Annotated in this window: 11 protein-coding genes; 2 read left to right on the forward strand and 9 right to left on the reverse strand. The window is 62.3% G+C overall.

Features of this window, described 5'->3' with window-relative positions:
• The 6 genes from RQH14_RS02000 to RQH14_RS02025 form a co-directional block, all read right to left on the reverse strand.
• Entirely contained in the window at positions 1–984 is a 984-nt protein-coding gene (locus RQH14_RS02000) for an ABC transporter permease subunit (RefSeq protein WP_311211663.1), read from the reverse strand.
• Positions 981–2,024, reverse strand: a complete 1,044-nt coding sequence (locus RQH14_RS02005; RefSeq protein WP_311211664.1) for a LacI family DNA-binding transcriptional regulator — start codon at positions 2,022–2,024, stop codon at positions 981–983. The genes RQH14_RS02000 and RQH14_RS02005 overlap by 4 nt, the downstream gene beginning before the upstream one ends.
• Before the next feature lie 186 nt (positions 2,025–2,210).
• The gene (locus tag RQH14_RS02010) at positions 2,211–4,052 is read right to left on the reverse strand and encodes an IucA/IucC family siderophore biosynthesis protein (protein WP_311211665.1); all 1,842 of its coding nucleotides are present in this window, start codon (positions 4,050–4,052) and stop codon (positions 2,211–2,213) included.
• Positions 4,049–4,639, reverse strand: a complete 591-nt coding sequence (locus RQH14_RS02015; protein ID WP_311211666.1) for a GNAT family N-acetyltransferase — start codon at positions 4,637–4,639, stop codon at positions 4,049–4,051. Before RQH14_RS02015 ends, RQH14_RS02010 begins: the two co-directional genes overlap by 4 nt.
• Positions 4,636–5,991 carry a lysine N(6)-hydroxylase/L-ornithine N(5)-oxygenase family protein gene (locus RQH14_RS02020; protein ID WP_311211667.1) on the reverse strand — a complete coding sequence of 452 codons (1,356 nt, stop codon included), beginning with the start codon at positions 5,989–5,991 and terminating at the stop codon, positions 4,636–4,638. Before RQH14_RS02020 ends, RQH14_RS02015 begins: the two co-directional genes overlap by 4 nt.
• Positions 5,988–7,550, reverse strand: coding sequence for an aspartate aminotransferase family protein (locus RQH14_RS02025; RefSeq protein WP_311211668.1), 1,563 nt, complete (start codon positions 7,548–7,550; stop codon positions 5,988–5,990). The genes RQH14_RS02020 and RQH14_RS02025 overlap by 4 nt, the downstream gene beginning before the upstream one ends.
• A 298-nt stretch (positions 7,551–7,848) precedes the next feature.
• On the opposite strand from RQH14_RS02025, the gene RQH14_RS02030 reads away from it, so the two are divergent.
• Positions 7,849–8,217 (forward strand): hypothetical protein, encoded by a 369-nt coding sequence (locus RQH14_RS02030; RefSeq protein ID WP_311211669.1) that lies wholly within the window; start codon positions 7,849–7,851, stop codon positions 8,215–8,217.
• A gap of 68 nt (positions 8,218–8,285) precedes the next feature.
• On the opposite strand, the gene RQH14_RS02035 is transcribed toward RQH14_RS02030, so the two are convergent.
• The 3 genes from RQH14_RS02035 to RQH14_RS02045 all read right to left on the reverse strand — a co-directional run bounded on the left by RQH14_RS02035 (position 8,286) and on the right by RQH14_RS02045 (position 21,006).
• A complete protein-coding gene (locus RQH14_RS02035) occupies positions 8,286–8,711 on the reverse strand; it encodes a hypothetical protein (RefSeq protein WP_311211670.1) in 426 nt (141 codons plus the stop codon).
• A 91-nt stretch (positions 8,712–8,802) separates the two neighbouring features.
• Complete coding sequence (locus tag RQH14_RS02040) at positions 8,803–18,951, reverse strand: hypothetical protein (RefSeq protein WP_396136303.1); 10,149 nt, start codon at positions 18,949–18,951, stop codon at positions 8,803–8,805.
• Positions 18,952–19,347: 396 nt separating this feature from the next.
• Positions 19,348–21,006 (reverse strand): sigma-70 family RNA polymerase sigma factor, encoded by a 1,659-nt coding sequence (locus tag RQH14_RS02045; protein WP_311211672.1) that lies wholly within the window; start codon positions 21,004–21,006, stop codon positions 19,348–19,350.
• 108 nt (positions 21,007–21,114) lie between these two features.
• Here RQH14_RS02045 and RQH14_RS02050 point away from each other — a divergent pair, with 108 nt between their 5' ends.
• Positions 21,115–21,732 (forward strand): hypothetical protein, encoded by a 618-nt coding sequence (locus RQH14_RS02050; RefSeq protein WP_311211673.1) that lies wholly within the window; start codon positions 21,115–21,117, stop codon positions 21,730–21,732.
• The last annotated feature ends 3 nt before the right edge of the window (positions 21,733–21,735 follow it).

Consider the following 21,735-nt stretch of genomic DNA (forward strand, 5'->3'; position numbering starts at 1 on the left):
TCACCACAGGGTCGCTTGGTTGGCCCGGCGCGCGATCGTATTGAAAACGAGCAGCAGCGCGAGGTTGAGGAGGGAGTTGAACAGGCCAATGGCGGCCGAGTAGCTGAACTGCGCCTGCTGCAGGCCAGCGTGGTAGACGTAGGTCTGGATGATCTCCGAGGACGAGAGGTTCAAGGGTGTCTGCATCAGCAACGCCTTCTCGAAGCCCACGTTCAGCAGGTTGCCGATAGCCAGGATAAAGAGAATGGTCACCACCGGCATGATGCCCGGCAGGTCGATGTGGCGGATGCGCTGAAGCTTGGACGCTCCGTCCACCTTCGCTGCATCGTGCAGGGCAGGGTCGATAGCGGCCAACGCTGCGAGGTACACGATCATGGAGAACCCGGCGTTCTGCCAGACATCCGAGATGACGTAAACGGGCCGGAACCACTCAGCCGAACCCATGAAGAAGATCGGCTCGCCGCCGGCCAGCTGTATTGCGTTATTGACCAGCCCCGACCGTGGCGACAAGATCACGAACATGATGCCCACCACCACAACGGTGGAAATGAAAGCCGGCGAGTAGAGCACCGTCTGAGTGAATTTCTTGAACCGCTCGCTCTGAAGCTGGTTGACCAGCAAAGCCAGAATGATGGGGATGGGGAAGGCCACCAGGAGGCCCAGAACCGCGATCCACAGCGTGTTTCCCACCACCTGGCCGAACTGGTAGGAGTTCACGAAACGGACGAAGTGGTCCAGCCCAACCCACGGACTATCCGTGAAGCCGTCCACCGGGTTGTAGTTCTTAAAGGCGATCTGCACGCCATACATCGGCCAGTACTTGAAGACCAGGATGTAGATGATCGCCGGCGTTAGTAATACGTATAACTGCCAGGCCCGAAGAATCCGCCTGAGGCGGAGCGAAGCAGAAATTTTTCGGTGCGGAAGTTGCGTCACCGGTGCCGCAGACGGACGCCCGCGTTTCGCCGGCATAGTGCGGCTCATGGCATCTCCTTAGGGTGTGTAACTGACTTTCGTTCAATAAGGGGGCACTCCATCAGCTCCACCAGGCCATCGGGTTCGGCACCTTGGAGGATCAGGTCAACCGCACGCCTGCCCATGGCAACAAAGGGCAGTTCAAGGGTTGTCAGCCCTGGACGAAGATGCGGAGCGACAATTGCTTGGTTATCAAAACCCACAATCGAGACGTCGCCGGGGATCGAAAGCCGAAGATCGGCCACAGCCTGGTAAGCACCCCAGGCCGTCCGGTCGTTGGCGCAGAAGATCGCCGTAGGCTGGTTGGGCGCCGTCATTAATTCCATGGCAAATTTGTAGCCGTCATCTTCGCCGCCCCTGCCAAAGCGCACCAGGGCAGGATCCACGTCCAGCCCTGCTTCTGAAAGGGCCGCCGTGTAGCCCTCGTAGCGACCAACCGCGGCGGGGAGCCCACTTTCGAGCAATTCGATGTTGATCATCCCCACGCGGGTGTGACCGGCGTCCAGCAAGTGGCGGGTAGCTGAATAGCCGCCGTTCACCTCGTCGGGCGCGACACTGGGCAGCCGCCCCGCCCCGTCCTGTGAGTTCAGCACCACCGAGGGGACCCCGGCGAGAGCCTTGGGCACCTCCAGCAGCCGGTGATACATGGAGCCATAAACGACGCCCGCCACGTTGTAGGAGAGCATGGCGTCAAGGGATGCAGCCTCAAGGTCCTTGTCGCCGCCGGTGTTCATGGTCAGCAGGAGGAGCCCGTCCTCCCAGGCGCGTTCTTGCGCGCCTTCAATGATCGCCCCGGCAAACGGGGAAGTCGCCACAGAGTCGCCAAGAAATCCGACCATGCCGGCCAATCCATCGCGAAGCATCTTCGCATGGGCGTTGGTCCGGTAGCCGAGCTGATCCACGGCCTCTTTGACCTTGCGGCGGGTTTCGTCCGAAAAACGTGACCCGCCGGCTGAGTTCAGCACCAAGGACACGGTGGCTTGTGAAACGCCGGCAGCAGCAGCAACATCGTGCATGGTCGGCTTGGAATGTGGCTTCGACTTAGCCATGGGGCACCTCCTTGGGCCGTTCCAGCGTAAGGGTTATTCGTATCAGTTATTCGTATAACGTGCATCAATGTATCCCGCGTCACGTTGGAGTGTCAAGGGTTTCGAAGCACACACTGCGCCGACGTGGCATTTGATGACAATGTTTGCGACCACGATTGTCATCAAATGCCACCTCGGCGGGGTTCTTTAGGCGAACTTTGCCAGCGGGTTGGCCAGGCGGCCTGCCATCTGGAGTCCACCTGACGGATCCGAGATGTCAAGCATCTGCTGGTTGTTCCTCAGCTGGAGGCGGTTGAGGCAGGAGAGTTCGAAGTCCGGTGCAAAGAGATCGTGCATGGCGAACTGGTCCGCGAGTTCCGGGTGGCGTTGCTGATATTCCCGCAAGACGGCGGCGGCAGTCCCCCAGAACTCGTCCTCGCGCAGTGTCCCGTCCTCAACAAGGATTGCTCCGAGGAAGCGGAAGATGCAGTCGAACACATCGGTGAAAATGGCCAGGACCATTTCCTCGGCCGGGATCTCCGCCTTCACGCGGGATACTTCCTCGGGAAGCTCCAGCCGGTCCCCCATGACCACGATTTCTTCGGCGATGTCCTTCATGATCGCCCGGACAGGCACGCCGTCCTCGAGGATCAGGATCACGTTTTCGCCATGCGGCATGAACGCGAGCTCGTACTCGTAGAGGCAGTGGACCAAAGGTACGAGGTAGGCCTCAAAGTAGCGGCGGAGCCACTCGGTGGGAGCCAGGCCGGAGCGCTGGATCAGCGACGAAACCACCGATTCCCCCGCGGCATCCACGTGCAGCAGCGAAGCCATGGTGGCCAGCTGCTGCCCGTCCTTGAGCAACGGCAGCGGACTTTCCCTCCACAGGGCCGAAAGCATCTTCCGGTAGGGAGAACCCTTGGCCGAAGCAGCCTCGTAGTAGTGGTTGTGATAGCCGATCGCCGCGGTCTCACGGATCATGGCCAGGCCCCGGTTCTGGAGCTCCTGGTCATTGCCGATCAGTTCCTGCAGCCAGTCATTGATGGCCGGCGTTGCCTTCATGTACTGCGGGGACAGTCCCCGCATGAAGCCCATATTCAACACGGACATGGCCGTCTTCACGTAGGCCTTTTCCGGGTAGTCGGTGTTGAAGAACGTACGGATGGACTGCTGTGCCTGATACGCGTCTTCACCGGTGCCAAGGTTCACGATATGGCGCTGGGCGATTTCTGCCGCGAACGTTACCGTGAGCTTGTTGTCCCACTGCCACGGGTGAACGGGCATGAGGAGGTAGTCCTCCGGATCCAGGCCGGAAGCGGACAGTTCCGCGTTGAACCATGCAAGGGTCGCAGGGCCGAGTTCGGCCTCGAAGTGCGTCCGGTAATCAAGCCCGGCACTGGACGTGAACACCGCCTTGCTGCGGTGAACAGCGATCCACTGCAGCTTTACTGTGGCACCCGTTTCCGGCGCGAACGCATGGTAGTCCGCGATCCCGAATCCAAGCCGGCCGTTGTTGGCCACAAAGCATGGGTGGCCCTCGGTCATGCTGTGCTCGATGGCCTGGAAGTCCGCGGCCCGGTCCCGTCCCCCGGTGACACCCGCTGCCAGTTGCGCCGAGCTGAACGGCTTGCCCTGCTTGTAGGCGTGGCTGGCCAACGTACTGCTGATTTCCTCCAGGTACACAGGCAGCATTTCCTGGCGGATGGCCAGTGCCTCGTGGAATTCGGCAATGAAGTCCAGGGCGTCCACCGGAAGTTCCTGGCCATCCCGCAACCGAACGATCGATTCGGCGGATACAGACCAGTGCTCCAGCTGCAAAAGCCGGGCCCGGAAGCGGTATTCGGTAGCGTCGTCATCGCTCACTACCTTGTAAAGCCCGACGCCGGAGCCTTCCTCGCGGATCAGCTCCGGGACCAGGATGCGCTCGTGGGAAAACTCGGCGATTGCCTTCCGGACGAGGTGCCGGTTGGCGATGGCCCACCGCTCCGGGGTCAGGTGGGACACGGAATCAACAGCGGCAGTAGTCACGGCTTGAGCATTAGTGGTCACAGGGATTCTCCTCTGGTCGCCGCGGCAGGCGCGGCCAGAATCGGGGTCAGGGTAGCGAGAAAATCCTCGCGAGGGCAGAAGCTCAGCAGGCCCTGCTTATGGTCTTCGGCAGGATCGACGGCGGGAAGTGTCACCACACCGTGCGGGCGGAAGCCCACCTTCTCGTTCAGGACATGGATCTTGTGGTTGCGGGCGTCAGGTTCGACGACGACCCGCCGGGTTGCGGGGTCGGCGAACAGTTCAGCCATCACGGACTGCATGACGGCGGTGGTGAAGCCGGGCTGCGGCTCACCGCTGGGCGGTGACACCAAGAGGTGCATGCCGACATCCCCGGGCTGGACTTCGTAGACGTCCGCCAACGGCGAGGACTCCGGCCGGTACCGCTCCATCAGGAAGGCGGGGGCACCGTCGTCGAGCCCCAAAAACGCTTGGTGATGGCCGGATTCAGCGATCCGCGTGTATTCCTCCACAACGTCCTGTTCGGTGGCCGAAACCATACCCCAGAACCGCGCATATTCCTGGCTGACCCAGCTGTGGAGGACAGGTGCGTCCGTCACAGGATCGACAGGCCGGAAAGTGAAGCTCATACAGTGGCTCCCACGGTTTCAGGGACGGCAGCAGGCTCTGCAGCAGTCACTGGAGCCGGCGCGCCGAACTGCTGGAACGCGATGCTGCGCTCCACGGGGTAGACCTCGCGGCCGGTGATTTCGCGCAGGATGCAGGAGTTGCGGTAGGCGGCCATGCCGAGGTCCGGCGTGACGAAGCCATGCGTGTGCAGCTCAGCGTTCTGGACGAAGATTTCGCCGGGTTCGATGCCGGTGCCATAGTTGCGTTCGACGTCGAAACGACCCTTGGCGTCACGGCGGATCCGATCCTGGATGCCCGCCAGGAAGGCCGGCTCCTTATAGGTGTAGCCGGTGGCGAGGACCACGGCCTCGGACTCCAAGGAGTAGCCCTGGCCGTGCTCGTCGTGGTGCAACTGGAGAGTGTGGGTGCCGGTGGTGGCATCCCACTCTGCAGCAGTGAGCGAGGAGTGCGTGTGCAGCTGGGTGTCCACCATGCCGGAGAGGCTCTTGGTGTAGAGGAGATCGTAGATGTCGTCGATCAGGTCCGAGTTGATGCCCTTGTACAGGTTCTTCTGGCTCTTGATCAGCGAATCGCGCTGCTCGCCGGGAAGCGAGTGGAAGTAGTCAACGTACTCCGGTGAGGTCATTTCGAGAGTGAGCTTGGTGTACTCCAACGGGAAGAAGCGGCCCGAGCGCGTGACCCAGTTGAGTTGGTAGCCGTACACATCGATTTCCTGAAGCAACTCGTAGTACAGCTCCGCAGCGCTCTGGCCGCTGCCCACGATGGTGATGCTGCGCTTGGACTGAAGCTCACTCTTCCTCGACAGGTAGTCGGCGTTGTGGAGGACCAGTCCGCCGGCATCCACAATCCCTGCACAGGAGTCCGGGACGTAGGGAGACGTGCCCGTGCCCAGGACCAGCTTGCGGGCGCGAAGCACCTCAGCGCCGTCCGGGCCCTGGACCGCAAGCCGGTACACGCCGTCGTCGTACGTCACATCCAGCACATCCGTGCTAAAACGAACGGATTCCAGCTGCCCGGCCACCCATTGGCAGTACTGGTTGTACTCGGCACGCAGCGGGTAGAAGTTCTCGCGGATATAAAAGCGGTACAGGCGACCCGTCTGCTTGAGGAAGTTCAGGAACGAGAACGGCGACGTCGGGTCGGCGAGCGTCACGAGGTCCGCCATGAACGGGACCTGAAGGTGCGCCGGCTCCAGCATCATGCCGGGGTGCCAGTCGAAGGACTCGCGCCGATCCAGGAATACGCAGTCGAGGTTCTCCACGGGCTCGCTCAAGGCGGCCAGGCCCAAGTTGAAAGGCCCGACGCCGATGCCTGCGACGTCGTAGATCTTGCCGTTGTCTTGGGTGCTCACGCTGCAGCCTCCGTGGTCCTCGCCAGCAGGCCGTTGCCCGTCCGGCGGATCAGTTCGATGATTTCCTGGATGTCCCTCAGGCTCGCCTCGGCGTTGAGGAGGGTGAATTTGAGGTAGTGGCGACCAGCCACCTTGGTGCCGGCAACCACGGCCTCGCCGGAGGCGAAGATCGCGGCGCGGATGGCCGGGTTAAGGGCGTCCGCAGCATCCTCATCCAGCTGAACGCCGCCGATCACAGGGCGGTAGCGGAACACCAAAGTGCTCAGCTGCGGCGCGGCAGCGAGCTCGAACTCTGCATCGTCAGCCAGCAAGGTTCCTACCCGTGCGGCGAGGTCGATCGCTTCGTCGAAGAGCGCACCAATGGCGTCGGCGCCCATGATGCGGAGAGTCAGCCACAGCTTCAGGGCATCGAAGCGGCGGGTGGTCTGGATGCTCTTGTCCACCTGGTTGGGGATCTCGGCTTTTGCAGCACTTTCCGGATTCAGATAATCGGCATAGTAGGTGACATGGCCCATCATGGAGCCGTTCCGGACCAACACAGCGCTGGAACTGACGGGCTGGAAGAAGGTCTTGTGGAAGTCCACGGTGACGGAATCCGCCAAGTGGATGCCGTTCAAGAGGTGCCGATGGCGGCCGGACACGATGAGCCCGCCACCGTAGGCGCCATCCACGTGGAGCCAGGAATCGTAGGCGCGAACAAGGGCGGCCATTTCGGACAAGGGGTCAACCGAACCGAAGTCCGTGGTCCCGGCAGTGGCCACGACAGCCATCGGTACCAGCCCGGCGTCGTGCGCTTCCGCCAAAGCAGCCGCAAGGGCGGTGGGGTCCATGCGGTGGTCTTCGGTGGTGGGGACCGCGATGACGGCGTCGAAGCCCAGGCCCAGCATGGAAGCGGACTTTTGGATGCTGAAGTGGCTGTCCGCGGACGTGAAGATCCGGAGTCGGTCGAGAAGGTGCGGCAGGCGTGCGTCCCCATTCGCGGCCCGCAGCTTCGCGACGGCATGGTTACGGGCGATCAGCAGCGCCTGGAAGTTGGACTGGCTGCCACCGGAGGTGAACACGCCGTCAGCTTCTTCAGTGAAACCGATGCGCTCAGCGGTCCAATCGATGAGGCGGCGCTCGATCATGGTGGCACCCGCACTCTGGTCCCACGTGTCCATGGAGGAGTTCACGGCCGAGAGCACTGCTTCACCTACCAACGCAGGGATGACGACCGGGCAGTTGAGGTGCGCGGCGTAGCGGGAATCGTGGAAGTAGATGGCGTCCTTGAGGTAGAGCTCGTCCAGCTCCTCCAGGGCGGCAGCCGTATCCGGAAGCGGACGTTCAAGGTCCACGGCGCCTACTTTGGCCTTCAGTTCAGCATGCCCGACGCCGGTAAACGGCTGGGAGGTGCGCTGGACCTTGGTGGAGACCGCGTTGACCCCCTGAAGGACCTGAGCGACGTAACTGGGTGAATTTCGTGCGTTGAACAGCTGGTTGGTGGCAGCGAGGGCCAGTTCCACTTTGGAGCCAAAATCCTGCTCCTGAGCGATCCGCTCTTCGACACTAGGTGACGTCACGTCAGCTTCCTTCCATTGCGTTGGGGCGCTTGTTAGCAAAGGCAAGCCTTACTTAGGCAAGCCTTTCCGTCAAACTTTTGTGACCTATTTCGCTTAGAAGGCGGTTTCTCGGGTATCTACCGTCCGGTACTGCGTCATTGACTTTTCTTCAGGCTGCTTTGGGTGCAAAATATGGCACTTTTTCGGCCATGAAGTGTCTCCATTGGGCCACGCGCACGGGGTGCCCACTTTCCTGCCGGGAGCTGCGGCGACAGGAGTAGAGTGCAAAGACTATCCGCAGTCAACGGTTGGGGACCCTATGAAGGACCACGTCCACGAGCGCATCGGCTTCCGCGAAATCGACGAGCATGGCAACGCTGTGCAGGCCGTCAGCCCCCACGTGCCCGAGCCCGCGGATCCGGAACGCAAGCGCACTCCGGTCAACCCGTTCGTCATTGCGTTGTGGGTCCTGGACGCCGGCTTGGCCTGGCTTGGGTTCTGGGCGCTGACCACTTCGGTCGGTGCGATGATGACGGGCCCCACGCCCGCCCAGTCCGCCGAGTCAGCCCAAGTGAACTTCATGATGCTCTCCAACGCGCCCTATGCTCTCTTGGCTGCCGCGCTGATCACCGCCGGTCTGCTGTTCTGGCACGCGGTGCAGTGGCAAAGAAAGCGGCCGACCAGGTAGTGAATACCTGATCGACCGCTGTGGCGTGGTGCCTGCAGCAGACCGCGCGTGTTACAAGACCGTGCCTGTTACAAAACCGTGGCCCCCAAGACGCACTTGATCTCTGTGGCCGGCTTGGTCACCTCTGCGTTGGCTACCCAGTCAAGGGCCTTGCCCGCTGCGGCGTCCTTAAAGGTTTGCTCCCCGCGGGCGAGGACGGCCGAGGTGTTCGAATCCACCCAACTGACAGTAATTTTGACCGTGCCCTTGGTTCCCTCGGGAGGAGTTACGGTCCCCTTCGCCGTCACCTTTCCCTGCGCAGTATCGCAGGAAGTCATCTTGGTGGCCGCGATGATGCCGGTGCCCGGGTTGGCAGGCTTCGCCTCACCCATGGTGGCGGCCTGGGTTGTAGTTGACGACGGCGATGTCCCCGCCTCATTGCCCGCTGATGAACAGCCGGCGAGCGCGGCTGCTGAAACAAGCGCCCCCGCTATGAATGCGACAGTCTTCTTCATGGTGTGGCTACCTGGTTCTTTCTGGGTTGTACGTTTGATGAAAATGCGCGGCAACCGGGGTTGGGGCCCCGATTGCCGCGCACTTTTTGTCCTATGCCTCGGAACGCTTGCGGCGTCCAACGAGGAACAGGAACAGCCCCGCGCCAACTACCAGAAGGCTGATGGGCAACACGGTGAGGACAGCTCCCGTATTGGCCAGTGGGCCTTCAGGCTGGCTCGGAACAACCGGCGGGAAGGTCACAACAACACTTGCAGGTGGTGTGGTGACCGGGGGTCCCGTCGGAGGTGTACCCGTTGCGGTCGCCGTGTTGGCAACCTCGCCGGCATTAATATCCGCCTGGGTGATCGCATACGTTGCCGTAGCGGTCACGGTCTCACCGGGGAGCAGGGTTCCTGCAACACCGGGCCAGGTGTACGCCAGGGCCGAGAGGCCCGGCATCGGATCGTTGATGGAGACGCCCGTCAACGGGACGTTCCCGGTGTTCTTCGCGGTGAACGTGTATGTGATCACGTCACCCACCTGGGTGGGGTCTCCCACGGCCGAAGCATCGGCCGTCTTGGTGAACTCCACTCCTGTGTTCGGGGTCAACGGGGTGTCCGTTTCACCCGGAGGAGGTGTCACCGGCGTGCCGGTGGGCGGAGTGCCGGTGGTGGTGGCCGAGTTGGCGACGTGACCGGCGTTGATGTCGGCCTGGGTGATGGCGTACGTTGCCGTAGCCGTCACTGTCTGACCGGGCAGGAGCTCGCCGGGGGTTCCCGGCCAGGTGTAGGTCAGCGCCGAAAGGCCAGCCAGCGGATCCGTGATGGACACGTTGGTGAGCTTCACGTTGCCGGTGTTCTTGGCCGTGAAGCTGTAGGTGATCACGTCACCCACCTTCGACGGACCATCCGTTGCCGGAGCCACAGCGGTCTTGCTGAACTCCATGGCCGGAGCCGGGGTCAACGGAGTATCCGTCTCTCCCGGAGGAGGCGTCACCGGAGGACCAACGGGCGGGGTGCCCGTAGTGGTTGCCGAGTTCGCCACGTGGCCGGCATCAATGTCAGCCTCGGTGGTGGCGTACGTTGCCGTAGCCTTCACTGTCTCACCGGGCAGCAGCGTGCCTGCTACCCCGGGCCAGGTGTACGTCAATGCCGAGAGGCCGGCCAGCGGATCCGTGATGGACACGTTGGTCAGGGTCACGTTACCCGTGTTCTTGGCCGTGAAGTTGTAGGTGATCTTGTCACCCGCAACGGTGGGGTTCTGAACAGCGGAGACGTCCGCGGACTTGGTGAACTCCATTGCCGGAGCCGGAGTCAACGGGGTATCCGTCGTTCCCGGAGGAGGCGTTACAGGAGGACCAACCGGCGGGGTACCGGTGGTGGTCGCCGAGTTGGCGACGTGACCGGCGTCGATATCAGCCACAGTGATGGCGTACGTTGCCGTAGCCGTCACGGTCTGACCCGGCAGCAGCTCGCCGGGGGTACCCGGCCAGGTGTAGCTCAGTGCCGACAGTCCCGCTAGGGGGTCGCTGATGGAGACGTTCTTCAGCGTCACGTTGCCGGTGTTCTTCGCCGTGAACGTGTAGGTAATCAGGTCACCTGCAACGGACGGATCCTGAACAGCCGAAGCGTCAGCCGACTTGGTGAACTCCATCGCCGGTTTCGGGACCAGCGGGGTGTCCGTGGTTCCCGGAGGAGGCGTTACCGGCGGACCGGCGGGAGGAGTGCCAGTGGTCGTGGCGCTGTTCGCGACATGACCGGCGTCGATATCAGCCTGCGTGATGGCGTACGCTGCCGTAGCCGTCACTGTCTCACCGGGCTGCAGTGCTCCTGCAGCTCCGGGCCAGGTGTAGCTCAGCGCCGAGAGACCAGCCAGCGGATCCGTGATGGACACGTTGGTCAGCGTGACGTTGCCCGTGTTCTTCGCAGAGAAGGTGAACGTGATCACGTCACCGGCCTTCGAAGGATCCTGGACCGCCGAAGCGTCAGCGGACTTGGTGAACTCCATTGCCGGAGCCGGGGTCAACGGGGTGTCCGTCGTTCCCGGAGGAGGCGTCACCGGCGGGCCGGTGGGAGGAGTACCAGTGGTCGTGGCGCTGTTCGCGACATGACCGGCGTCGATATCAGCCTGCGTGATGCCATACGTTGCCGTAGCCGTCACCGTCTGACCCGGAAGCAACTCGCCGGGGGTTCCCGGCCAGGTGTACGTCAGTGCCGAAAGACCAGCCAACGGATCGGTGATCGTGACGTCCTTCAGCGTGACATTGCCGGTGTTCTTCGCGGAGAAGGCATACGTGATGACGTCGCCAACCTTGGAAGGATCCTGGACTGCCGAATCGTCCGCAGACTTGCTGAACTCCATCGCCGGCTTCGGGGTCAACGGGGTATCCGTGGTTCCCGGAGGAGGCGTTACCGGCGGACCGGTGGGAGGAGTGCCAGTGGTCGTGGCGCTGTTCGCGACGTGACCGGCGTCGATATCCGCCTGGGTAATCGCGTAGCTTGCCGTAGCGGTCACGGTCTGACCCGGGAGCAGCTCGCCCGGAGTGCCCGGCCAAACGTACTCAAGGGCGGACAAACCGGCCAGCGGGTCCGTGATGGACACGTTGGTGAGGTTGACGTTGCCTGTGTTCTTGGCCGTGAACGTGTAGGTGATCTTGTCACCTGCGACGGACGGGTCCTGAACAGCGGAAGCGTCAGCTGTCTTGGTGAACTGCATCGCCGGAGCCGGGGTCAACGGGGTGTCCGTTGTTCCCGGAGGAGGCGTCACCGGAGGGCCAACAGGCGGAGTGCCCGTAGTGGTTGCCGCGTTCACAACATGGCCTGCATTGATGTCAGCTTGGGTAATCGCATACGTTGCCGTAGCCGTCACCGTCTGACCCGGCCGCAACTCGCCCGGAGTACCCGGCCAGGTGTATGCCAGTGCCGAGAGACCAGCCAGCGGATCGTCAATGGTGACGTTCTTCAGCGTGACATTGCCGGAGTTCTTCGCCGTGAAGGTGTAAGTGATCTGGTCACCAACAACTGCGGGTTTCTGAATGGCGGACGCGTCCGAGCTCTTGGTGAACTCCATTGCCGGAGCCGGGGTCAACGGGGTGTCCGTGGTTCCCGGAGGAGGCGTTACCGGCGGACCGGTGGGAGGAGTACCAGTGGTGGTGGCACTGTTGGCGACATGACCGGCGTCGATATCCGCCTGCGTGATGGCATACGATGCCGAAGCCGTCACCGTCTGACCGGGCAGGAGGTTTCCTTCTGCGCCTGGCCAGGCGTAAGCCAGTGCCGAGAGACCAGCCAGCGGATCCGTAATGGACACGTTGGTCAGCGTGACGTTGCCCGTGTTCTTGGCCGTGAAGGTGTAGACGATGCGATCGCCCACAACCGACGGATCTTGAACACCGGAGGCATCTGCAGCCTTGGTGAACTCCATGGCCGGAGCCGGAGTCAACGGAGTATCCGTCGTTCCCGGAGGAGGCGTGACAGGAGGACCAACAGGCGGAGTGCCCGTGGTGGTCGCAGCATTGGCGACGTGACCGGCATCGATGTCAGCCTGCGTGATGGCGTACGTTGCCGTAGCCGTCACCGTCTGACCTGATTGGAGCTCGCCGGGGGTGCCTGGCCAGGTGTATTCCAGTGCCGAGAGGCCAGCCAGCGGATCGTTGATGACCACACCAGTGAGCTTCACGTTTCCGATGTTCTTCGCGGAGAAGGTGTACGTAATAACGTCACCAACCTTCGAAGGATCCTGGACAGCCGAAGCGTCGGCAGACTTGCTGAACTCCAACGCCGGAGCCGGGGTCAACGGAGTATCCGTCGTTCCCGGCGGAGGCGTGACAGGAGGACCAACCGGCGGAGTGCCGGTGGTCGTGGCGCTGTTCGCGACATGACCGGCGTCGATATCAGCCTGGGTGATGGCATACGTTGCCGTAGCAGTCACCGTCTGACCCGGGAACAGCTCCCCGGGAGTACCCGGCCAGGTGTAAGCCAGCGCCGAGAGACCAGCCAGCGGATCCTTGATGACCACACCGGTGAGCTTCACGTTGCCCGTGTTCTTCGAGGTGAAGGTATACGTAATAACGTCACCCACAACCGAAGGATCCTGGACAGCCGAAGCATCAGCAGTCTTGCTGAACTCCATGGCCGGTGCCGGGGTCAACGGAGTGTCCGTCGTTCCCGGAGGAGGCGTTACCGGCGGACCAACCGGCGGAGTGCCGGTGGTCGTGGCGCTGTTCGCGACATGTCCGGCGTTGATGTCAGCCTGGGTGATGGCGTACGTTGCCGTAGCCGTCACGGTCTGACCCGCCTGCAACTCCCCGGGAGTGCCCGGCCAAGTGTAAGCCAGCGCCGAGAGACCAGCCAGCGGATCCGTGATGGACACGTTGGTCAGAGTCACGTTGCCCGTGTTTTTGGCCGTGAAGGTGTAGGTGATTTGATCGCCCACAACCGAGGGGTGCTGAATGCCCGAGGCATCCGCGGACTTGGTGAACTGCATCGCCGGGCCGGGGGTCAACGGAGTGTCCGTGGTTCCCGGAGGAGGCGTTACAGGAGGACCAACCGGCGGAGTGCCCGTGGTGGTTGCCGCATTGGCGACATGACCGGCGTCGATGTCTGCCTGCGTGATGGCGTACGTCGCCGTAGCCGTCACGGTCTGGCCCGGAAGCAACTCGCCGGGGGTACCAGGCCAGGTGTACTTGAGGGCAGACAAGCCGGCCAGCGGATCGTTGATGACCACACCGGTGAGCTTCACGTTGCCCGTGTTCTTCGAGGTGAAGGTATACGTAATAACGTCACCCACAACCGAAGGATCCTGGATGGCAGAAGCATCAGCGGACTTGGTGAACTGCATCGCCGGAGCCGGGGTCAACGGGGTATCCGTTGTTCCCGGAGGAGGCGTCACCGGAGGGCCAACGGGCGGAGTGCCGGTGGTCGTGGCGCTGTTCGCGACATGACCGGCGTCGATATCAGCCTGGGTAATTGCGTACGTTGCCGTAGCCGTCACCGACTGGCCCGGGAGCAGCTCGCCGGGGGTACCCGGCCAGGTGTACTCAAGGGAAGACAGACCGGCCAAGGGGTCATTGATGACTACACCGGTCAGCTTGACGTTGCCACTGTTCTTCGCCGTGAACGTGTAGGTGATCAGGTCACCTGCAACGGACGGGTTCTGGATAGCGGAGGCGTCAGCCGACTTGGTGAACTGCATCGCCGGAGCCGGAGTCAACGGAGTATCCGTTGTTCCCGGAGGAGGCGTCACCGGAGGGCCAACAGGCGGAGTGCCCGTAGTGGTCGCCGAGTTAGCGACATGACCGGCGTCGATATCAGCCTGCGTAATGGCATACGTTGCCGTAGCCGTCACCGACTGACCCGGAAGCAACTCACCTGCGGCACCAAGCCACGTGTACGTCAGTGCCGAGAGACCAGCCAGCGGATCCGTAATGGACACGTTGGTCAGAGTCACGTTGCCGCTGTTCTTCGCCGTGAAGCCGTAAGTGATCAGGTCACCAACAACCGCCGGGTTCTGGATAGCGGAGGCATCCGAGGACTTGGTGAACTCCATGGCCGGAGCCGGGGTCAACGGGGTGTCCGTTGTTCCCGGAGGAGGCGTCACCGGAGGGCCAACGGGCGGGGTGCCCGTAGTGGTTGCCGAGTTGGCAACATGCCCGGCATCGATATCAGCCTGGGTAATCGCATACGTTGCTGTAGCGGTCACCGTCTGGCCGGGAAGCAGCTCGCCGGGGGTTCCCGGCCAAGTGTATTCCAGTCCCGAGAGGCCCGGCAGCGGGTCATTGATGACCACACCAGTGAGCTTCACGTTGCCCGTGTTCTTGGAAGTGAACGTGTAGCTGATCTGATCCCCCACGACGGAGGGCGACTGGATATCCGAAGCGTCAGCCGTCTTGCTGAACTCCATGGCCGGAGCCGGAGTCAACGGAGTATCCGTGGTTCCCGGAGGAGGCGTGACAGGAGGACCAACAGGCGGAGTGCCGGTGGTCGTGGCGCTGTTCGCGACGTGACCGGCGTTGATGTCAGCCTGGGTGATGGCGTACGTTGCCGTAGCCGTGACGGTCTGGCCCGGAAGCAACTCACCCGGGGTGCCCGGCCAGGTGTAAACCAAAGCCGAAAGACCAGCCAGCGGGTCCGTGATGGACACATTGGTGAGCTTCACGTTGCCCGTGTTCTTCGAAGTGAACGTGTAGACGATGCGATCGCCCGCAACAGACGGATCCTGAACAGCCGAGGCATCCGCGGACTTGCTGAACTCCATGGCCGGAGCCGGAGTCAACGGAGTATCCGTCGTTCCCGGAGGAGGCGTGACAGGAGGACCAACCGGCGGAGTGCCGGTGGTCGTGGCGCTGTTCGCGACATGACCGGCGTCGATATCAGCCTGCGTGATGGCGTACGTTGCCGTAGCCGTCACCGACTGACCGGGAAGCAACTCGCCGGGCGTACCCGGCCAGGTGTAGGTCAACGTCGAAAGGCCAGCAAGCGGATCGTTGATGGACACGTTTGTCAGCTTCACGTTGCCCGTGTTCTTCGAGGTGAACGTGTAGGTGATCTGGTCACCCACAACCGACGGATCCTGGATCGCCGAAGCATCAGCAGACTTGCTGAACTCCAAGGCAGGTCCAGGCGTCAACGGGGTATCCGTACCAGCCGGAGGCGGTGTTACCGCGGGACCGGTGGGCGGAGTACCCGTGGTGGTCGCAACATTCGCCACATGACCGGCGTCGATATCAGCCTGCGTAATGGCATACGTTGCCGTAGCCGTTACAGACTGGGCCGGAAGCAACTCGCCCGGAGTACCGGGCCAGGTGTAGGTCAGGGCCGACAGACCCGCGAGCGGATCGCTGATGACAACACCAGTCAGCTTCACGTTGCCCGTGTTCTTCGAGGTGAACGTGTAGGTGATCTGGTCACCCACTACCGACGGATCCTGGATCGCCGAAGCATCAGCGGACTTGGTCAACTCCATGGCCGGACCAGCCGTCAACGGAGTGTCCGTACCAGCCGGAGGAGGCGTGACAGCAGGACCAGTGGGCGGGTTGCCTATGGTGGTCGCGACATTCGCAACATGACCGGCGTCGATATCAGCCTGCGTGATGGCGTACGTTGCCGTAGCCATCACCGACTGACCCGGAAGCAACTCACCTGCGGCACCAGGCCACGTGTAAACCAGCGGTGAAAGTCCAGCCAGCGGGTCATCAATGACCACACCTGTGAGCTTCACATTGCCCGTGTTCTTCGAAGTGAACGTGTAGCTGATCTGATCGCCCACAACAGACGGATTCTGGATGTCCGAACCGTCAGCCGACTTGGTGAACTCCATAGCGGGAGCCGCAGTCAGCGGAGTGTCCGTGGTTCCCGGAGGAGGCGTCACCGGAGGCCCAACAGGCGGGGTGCCCGTGGTCGTCGCCGCATTGGCGACATGACCGGCGTCGATATCAGCCTGAGTGATGGCATACGTTGCCGTAGCCGTCACCGTCTGCCCCGGAAGCAACTCACCAGGAGTGCCCGGCCAGGTGTAAACCAAAGCCGAAAGGCCAACCAGGGGATCATTGATGGACACGTTGGTCAACGGCACATTGCCGGAGTTCTTGGACGTGAACTTATAGGTGATGACGTCACCCACAACGGACGGATCCTGAATCGCCGACGCATCGGCGGACTTGCTGAACTCCATGGCCGGAGTAGACGTCAGCGGAGTGTCCGTGGTTCCCGGAGGAGGCGTCACCGGAGGACCAACAGGCGGGGTGCCCGTGGTGGTTGCCGAGTTCGCCACGTGACCGGCCGTGATGTCAGCCTGCGTGATGGCGTACGTTGCCGTAGCCGTCACCGTCTGGCCCGGAAGCAACTCGCCCGGAGTACCCGGCCAGGTGTAGGTCAACGTCGAAAGGCCCGCCAACGGATCGTTGATGGACACGTTGGTCAGCGGAACGTTACCGGTGTTCTTGGACGTGAACGTGTAGGTGATCTGGTCACCAACAACCGACGGATCCTGAATGCCCGAGGCATCAGCAGACTTGCTGAACTCCATGGCCGGAGCCGGAGTCAGGGGGGTATCAGTCCCAGCCGGGGGCGGTGTTACCGCGGGACCGGTGGGCGGAGTGCCGGTGGTAGTCGCCGTGTTGGCGACGTGACCGGCGTTGATGTCGGCCTGCGTGATGGCGTACGTCGCCGTAGCGGTGACGGTCTGGCCGGGCAGCAGGGTTCCTGCAGCACCGGGCCAGGTGTAGGTCAATGCAGACAGGCCACCCAATGGATCGATGATGGACACGTTGGTCAGGGATACATTGCCCGTGTTCTTGGAAGTGAACGTGTAGGTGATCTGGTCACCAACAACCGACGGATCCTGGATATCCGAGGCATCAGCAGACTTGCTGAACTCCATGGCCGGAGCCGGAGTCAGCGGAGTATCGGTACCTGCAGGCGGCGGGGAAACGGGAGGACCTGTCGGAGGATTACCCGTGGTGGTGGCAAGGTTGGCCACGTGTCCTGCATCGATATCAGCCTGGGTGATGGCATAGGTGGCCATGGCAGTCACGGTTTCGCCGGGCAACAGAGTGCCCGCAGTTCCCGGCCAGGTGTAGGTCAATGCCGACAATCCAGCCAAGGGGTCGTTGATGGTGACACCCGTCAGCGGCACGTTGCCCGTGTTGGTGGACGTGAACGTGTAGGTGATCTGGTCACCCACAACAGACGGATCCTGGATGTCCGAAGCGTCAGCGGACTTGGTGAATTCCAACTCCGGTGCCGGGACGGCCGTGTTGGTGAGAACACAGCTGATATCGGCGCCTGCAACTGGCACCAAGGAGTATGCAGAATCTACTACTGCTCCATTGGGCAATCCTGCCTGAAGACCGTTGGCATCAACGCAGGTGATCACCTTGCTGTAACCCGAGAGGTTGGTTCCCGACTCCGTCAAGTAGTAGGTTGCGCCGGCATCAGCGACGTATTCGCCGGTGACACCCGTACCTGCGGTAACGGTGGAGCCTGTACCAGTTGTGGTGGCGTTGGCAGTGTTGCTGACAACAGGACCGGTAGCCGAGCCGGTGCGGATTTCAGTGGTGAACTGATCCGAATCCATCAGGCGGGTGGCATCCAGTGCCTTGCTCAGTTCAAGGCGCGGGGCCTTGACTACCAAGGTGGCGTCTGCCGGCGGGTTCAGGTTGGTGGCAATGTTGGCGGGACCGTTGACGTAGGTGCCCTCGGCCGCTGCCGTGACGTCCACCGTAATGGTGCAGGAGGTCATGCCCAGGGCGATGTCGCCGCCGGTGACCGAGAAGACATTGCTGCCGGCAATTGCCGTGCGTACCAAGGGATTGGTTCCCGAAGCCTGCACGCAAGTGCCACCCATATTTGGGGTAGGAGCGATAACGACGCCGGCAGGAAGGGTGTCCGTGATGAACCAGTCGTTCTTGGCCTTCAGGTCGTCGGTGTTGGTCACCGTCAGGGTCACCGTGGAGGTTCCGCCCGGTCCGATGAGGGAGGGCGTGAAGGACTTGTCCACCTGGGGCGTGACGTCCACGATCTGCGGAAGGTCGAAAGCGACATCGTTGCCGGAACCGCTGGTGGCTTCATTCCTCAGTTCAAGACCAAGGGAGGGAGAGGTGCCCATGGGAATCTGGAAGGCTGCAGACTGGAGTTCTGTGACGTGGACCCGTGCCAGGTTGCTGGCGCCACAGGGGTCCAGGCCCGTACTGAGAACCTGTCGGGTTCCGTTGATAAGCAGGCTGAAAGTCTCTTTGGCGTGCGTCGCCTGGCAGTTTACCTGGGCGAAGTACGCAGATACCGCGTAGTAATGACCGGCAATAGCCGGGATGGTGTTGGCTTCGGTGCGGAACTGGACGCCCGCAGCGATCTGGCCGCTGGGATTGTTGGTGTATTCGGACAGGGCCTGGTTAGTGGCGGCCTGGGTGGCCGTTTGCCCTTGGGCCTGGCCGAGGGCCACCGCCATTTCACCGATTTGGCCCCAGCCAGCAGGCTGGTTGTTGACGCAACCGGCGTCTGAGGTGGGCAACGGGGTGGAAGAGTTCATCACCCAGCCATTGCATTGTCCGCCGGCCGGAGTATAGGGAGCGTCGGCGAAGTATGTTTCGTTGGCAGCTTCAGTGCCACCGGTGTAATTGAGGATGCTGATGGCACCGCCAGTGGCGTTCTCGTTGGAGAAGTCCTCGGTATAGACAGGTGTTCCGGGTTGGGCGACACCCGGTGACCCCGGGACTGTCGCCAAGGCCGGCGGCGCTAAGGCGCCGCCCACCCCCAGGGACATGATCGCTGTGGCGACTACTGCCGCCAACAGCTTTTGTGGACGTGTGTGTTTCACGGTCTCTCGCTTTTCTGTGTCACGCAAGAGGACGACTCGCAGAAGCGAATCGGCATCGAGCTAGGCTACTCGCCAGTACTCCAGTGGACGGAGACGACTCTTCGTGACGCGAAAAACGCGGAAAATCCAAAAAAGATTAAAGAGACTGGCAGTCGACCTCATCGGTAACGGCCTCAGGTGCCCGGGCAGGTGCCGGGCAGGTGGCAGGCTGGTGGCCGGGCTGCCGGCCTGGAGCTGCTTATGAACGGCCGTGCCTGAGCAGTCGGCTGAGCGGAGGAGCCTGGAACCAAACGCCGGAGGGCGCAACGAAGACCATCACCAGCCCGGAAAGCCCTGTGGTGCCTAGCTGAACGTATTGGTGAAGTTCTTGGTGATGACGCCCTGCCCGGCAAACCGGTAGTCCAGCGTTCCAGTTACGGCGGAGGCTGGCATGGCTATTCCCAGCACGAACGAGAGGTCGTTGCCGGCCAAGGAGTCGGTACTGCACCGGATCAGGCGGTCTCCCCCAGAGACACCGGCGCACGTCCACCCCGCGGGAGCGAGGGTTTTCCCAGCCAGGAACGTTGCCTGGCCAGGCAGGGTGAAGTCCACGTGGCCGGTAGTCGGCGTGCCCTGTCCCTCAAGCGCGAACTGCACTTTCAGTTCCCGTTCGGTGGGGTTCGCCCCCTGGGCAGCTGTGAACCTGGCATCAACCGTCTGGGTAGCGGGTGCCGCAGGAGGCACGCCACTGGGTGCCGGCGTCGACGTCACCGTACCGGAGTCCACCACAACAGCCTTCCGCTGCGGGACCGCGGCTGGTAGAGACACGACGGCGGGAGGTTCCGGCAGCGCTGCGACCGGAGTGTCGGGCGAGGGAGTTGTTGCCCGTGGAATCACGACCGCGGGAGATTCCGGTACTGCAGGCAAGGACGCGGTGGCGAGTGGAGTTGCCGTGGGCAGCGACGTCTCCTGAGCTGGCGGGAGGTTGGAGACGGCCTCGGACGTAGCCGTGGATTGGGACGCCGGGCTTGGCTGAAGGAACCAGATGAGGGTCCCTGCCAACGCCATGACGCCCACTACCAGTGCGGCCGTCAACTTCCACGCGTTGCTGAGGCCACGGATGCCCTGGGTAGCGATATTTCCCGGTACAGCGGTGCTCCCGGCACCTCCGTTTACTGTCGCTGCCACGGTGCCGCCGAATCCGATGGCCGCCGCTCCAGCCGGCGTGAAAGTGATTCCCGTCAGAAGGGGGAAGAGGATGGAGCGCATGCCGCCCTGGATGTCATTGAGTTCAATCAACAAGGCCGTGCATTTGGCACAGCCTTCCAGGTGGGCGCCGACTTTCTCCGAGGAAGTGCGCTTCAACGCATTCCGGGCGTACTTGCCCAGCTGGCCGGCGTATTCGTCGCAGGCCTGATCCACGGTCCGGCCGATGTGCTGTTGCAGGTAGGCCTGCCGCAGGCCTTCCCTGGCCCTGAGCGCCAGCGCCGAAACACCATTGGGACTCAGGCCCACGAAGGGAGCGGCCGCTGCAGGTTTCAGGCCCTCGATATCCAGGTGCCACAGAACAGCCTGCCAGCGCTCCGGCAGGGATTTGAACGCCTTGGCCATCATGCTTGACTCAAGTTCGCTGACTACTTGATCGTTGTCCATGACCGGAGCGTCGAGGATGGCGTCGTCCTCTGCGATGGGCATCCGGCGGGCTTTCCGGTTTCGATCGTGGGCGGTGCGCCGCACCACGGTCAGGAGGTAGGACCGGAAGAACTCCTTGGGCCCCTTGCCTTCCGTCAGCAGCTGAAAAATCGCAGCGAAAGACTCGGCCACCACATCATCCGCATCGCTCGGGTTGTCTGTCTGGGAACGGGCTACAAACTGTGCCACCTTCATGTGCCGCTGATAGAGCACGTCGAAGGCATCCGTGACGCCTTCGCGTACCAGAGCCATGATCTGCGGATCGCTGCCGGTGGGCATCGCCGAAAGTGGTGACACGGCGTCGGCGGTGACGGCAACTACTTGATCCATAAACAATAGTGTGACATCAGAAACCGTGTGACTTGAATCGAGGGTTCCGGACCTGTAGAGAACTTTTGTTTTGGCATCACGTTTTCCACGTTGCCCGCACTAATAGACATGACACTTCTGAACCCTGGTGCGAATCGAGGAATGATGGACATCCGCCGCCCGCGCCCTCTCCTGAAACTGATGCGCGCTGTCCATAAGGACGGAACACGACAACCGAGCGGGATTGTTCGTGGATTGCCGCCCCACAGATCAGCGCCGCTCACCCGTAAGAAGACAGCAGGGCGTGCCACCTTGGTCTATGGAGCGGACCGCCCCGTAGCCATTCCGGGAGACACCGTCATCTTCACAGCATGGATTACCAACAGCTCCGCAAGCCACCTGCGGGACGTGACACTGGTGCCGCGTTCCTTCACCAACGAGGGCATGGAGATCCTCCAGTACACCTCGGAACCCGTGGAACGCGATCTTCGGATCGCGCTTCTGGCTCCCGGCCAATCCGTCATGCGGAGCTTCGCGTATTTGGTGACCGACGCAGACCATATCCATGGGGGCAGCCTGGTCAGCGCCATGCAGGTCCATGCCACCTGCCGCGGCCAGGTGGTTTCCGATGAAAATGACGCAATCGTGTCCCTCAGCGGCGCACGGACGGACTGGCCCTTCCCGGCGGACAGGGCGGGCCAGTTGCCTAAACGAAGGAAGAGAGCGGAGCAGCCAACGCCCGCGTAGGTC

The organism is Arthrobacter sp. WCS2018Hpa-7 (genome assembly GCF_031843805.1).
In the GTDB taxonomy this organism is placed as follows: Bacteria; Actinomycetota; Actinomycetes; order Actinomycetales; family Micrococcaceae; genus Arthrobacter.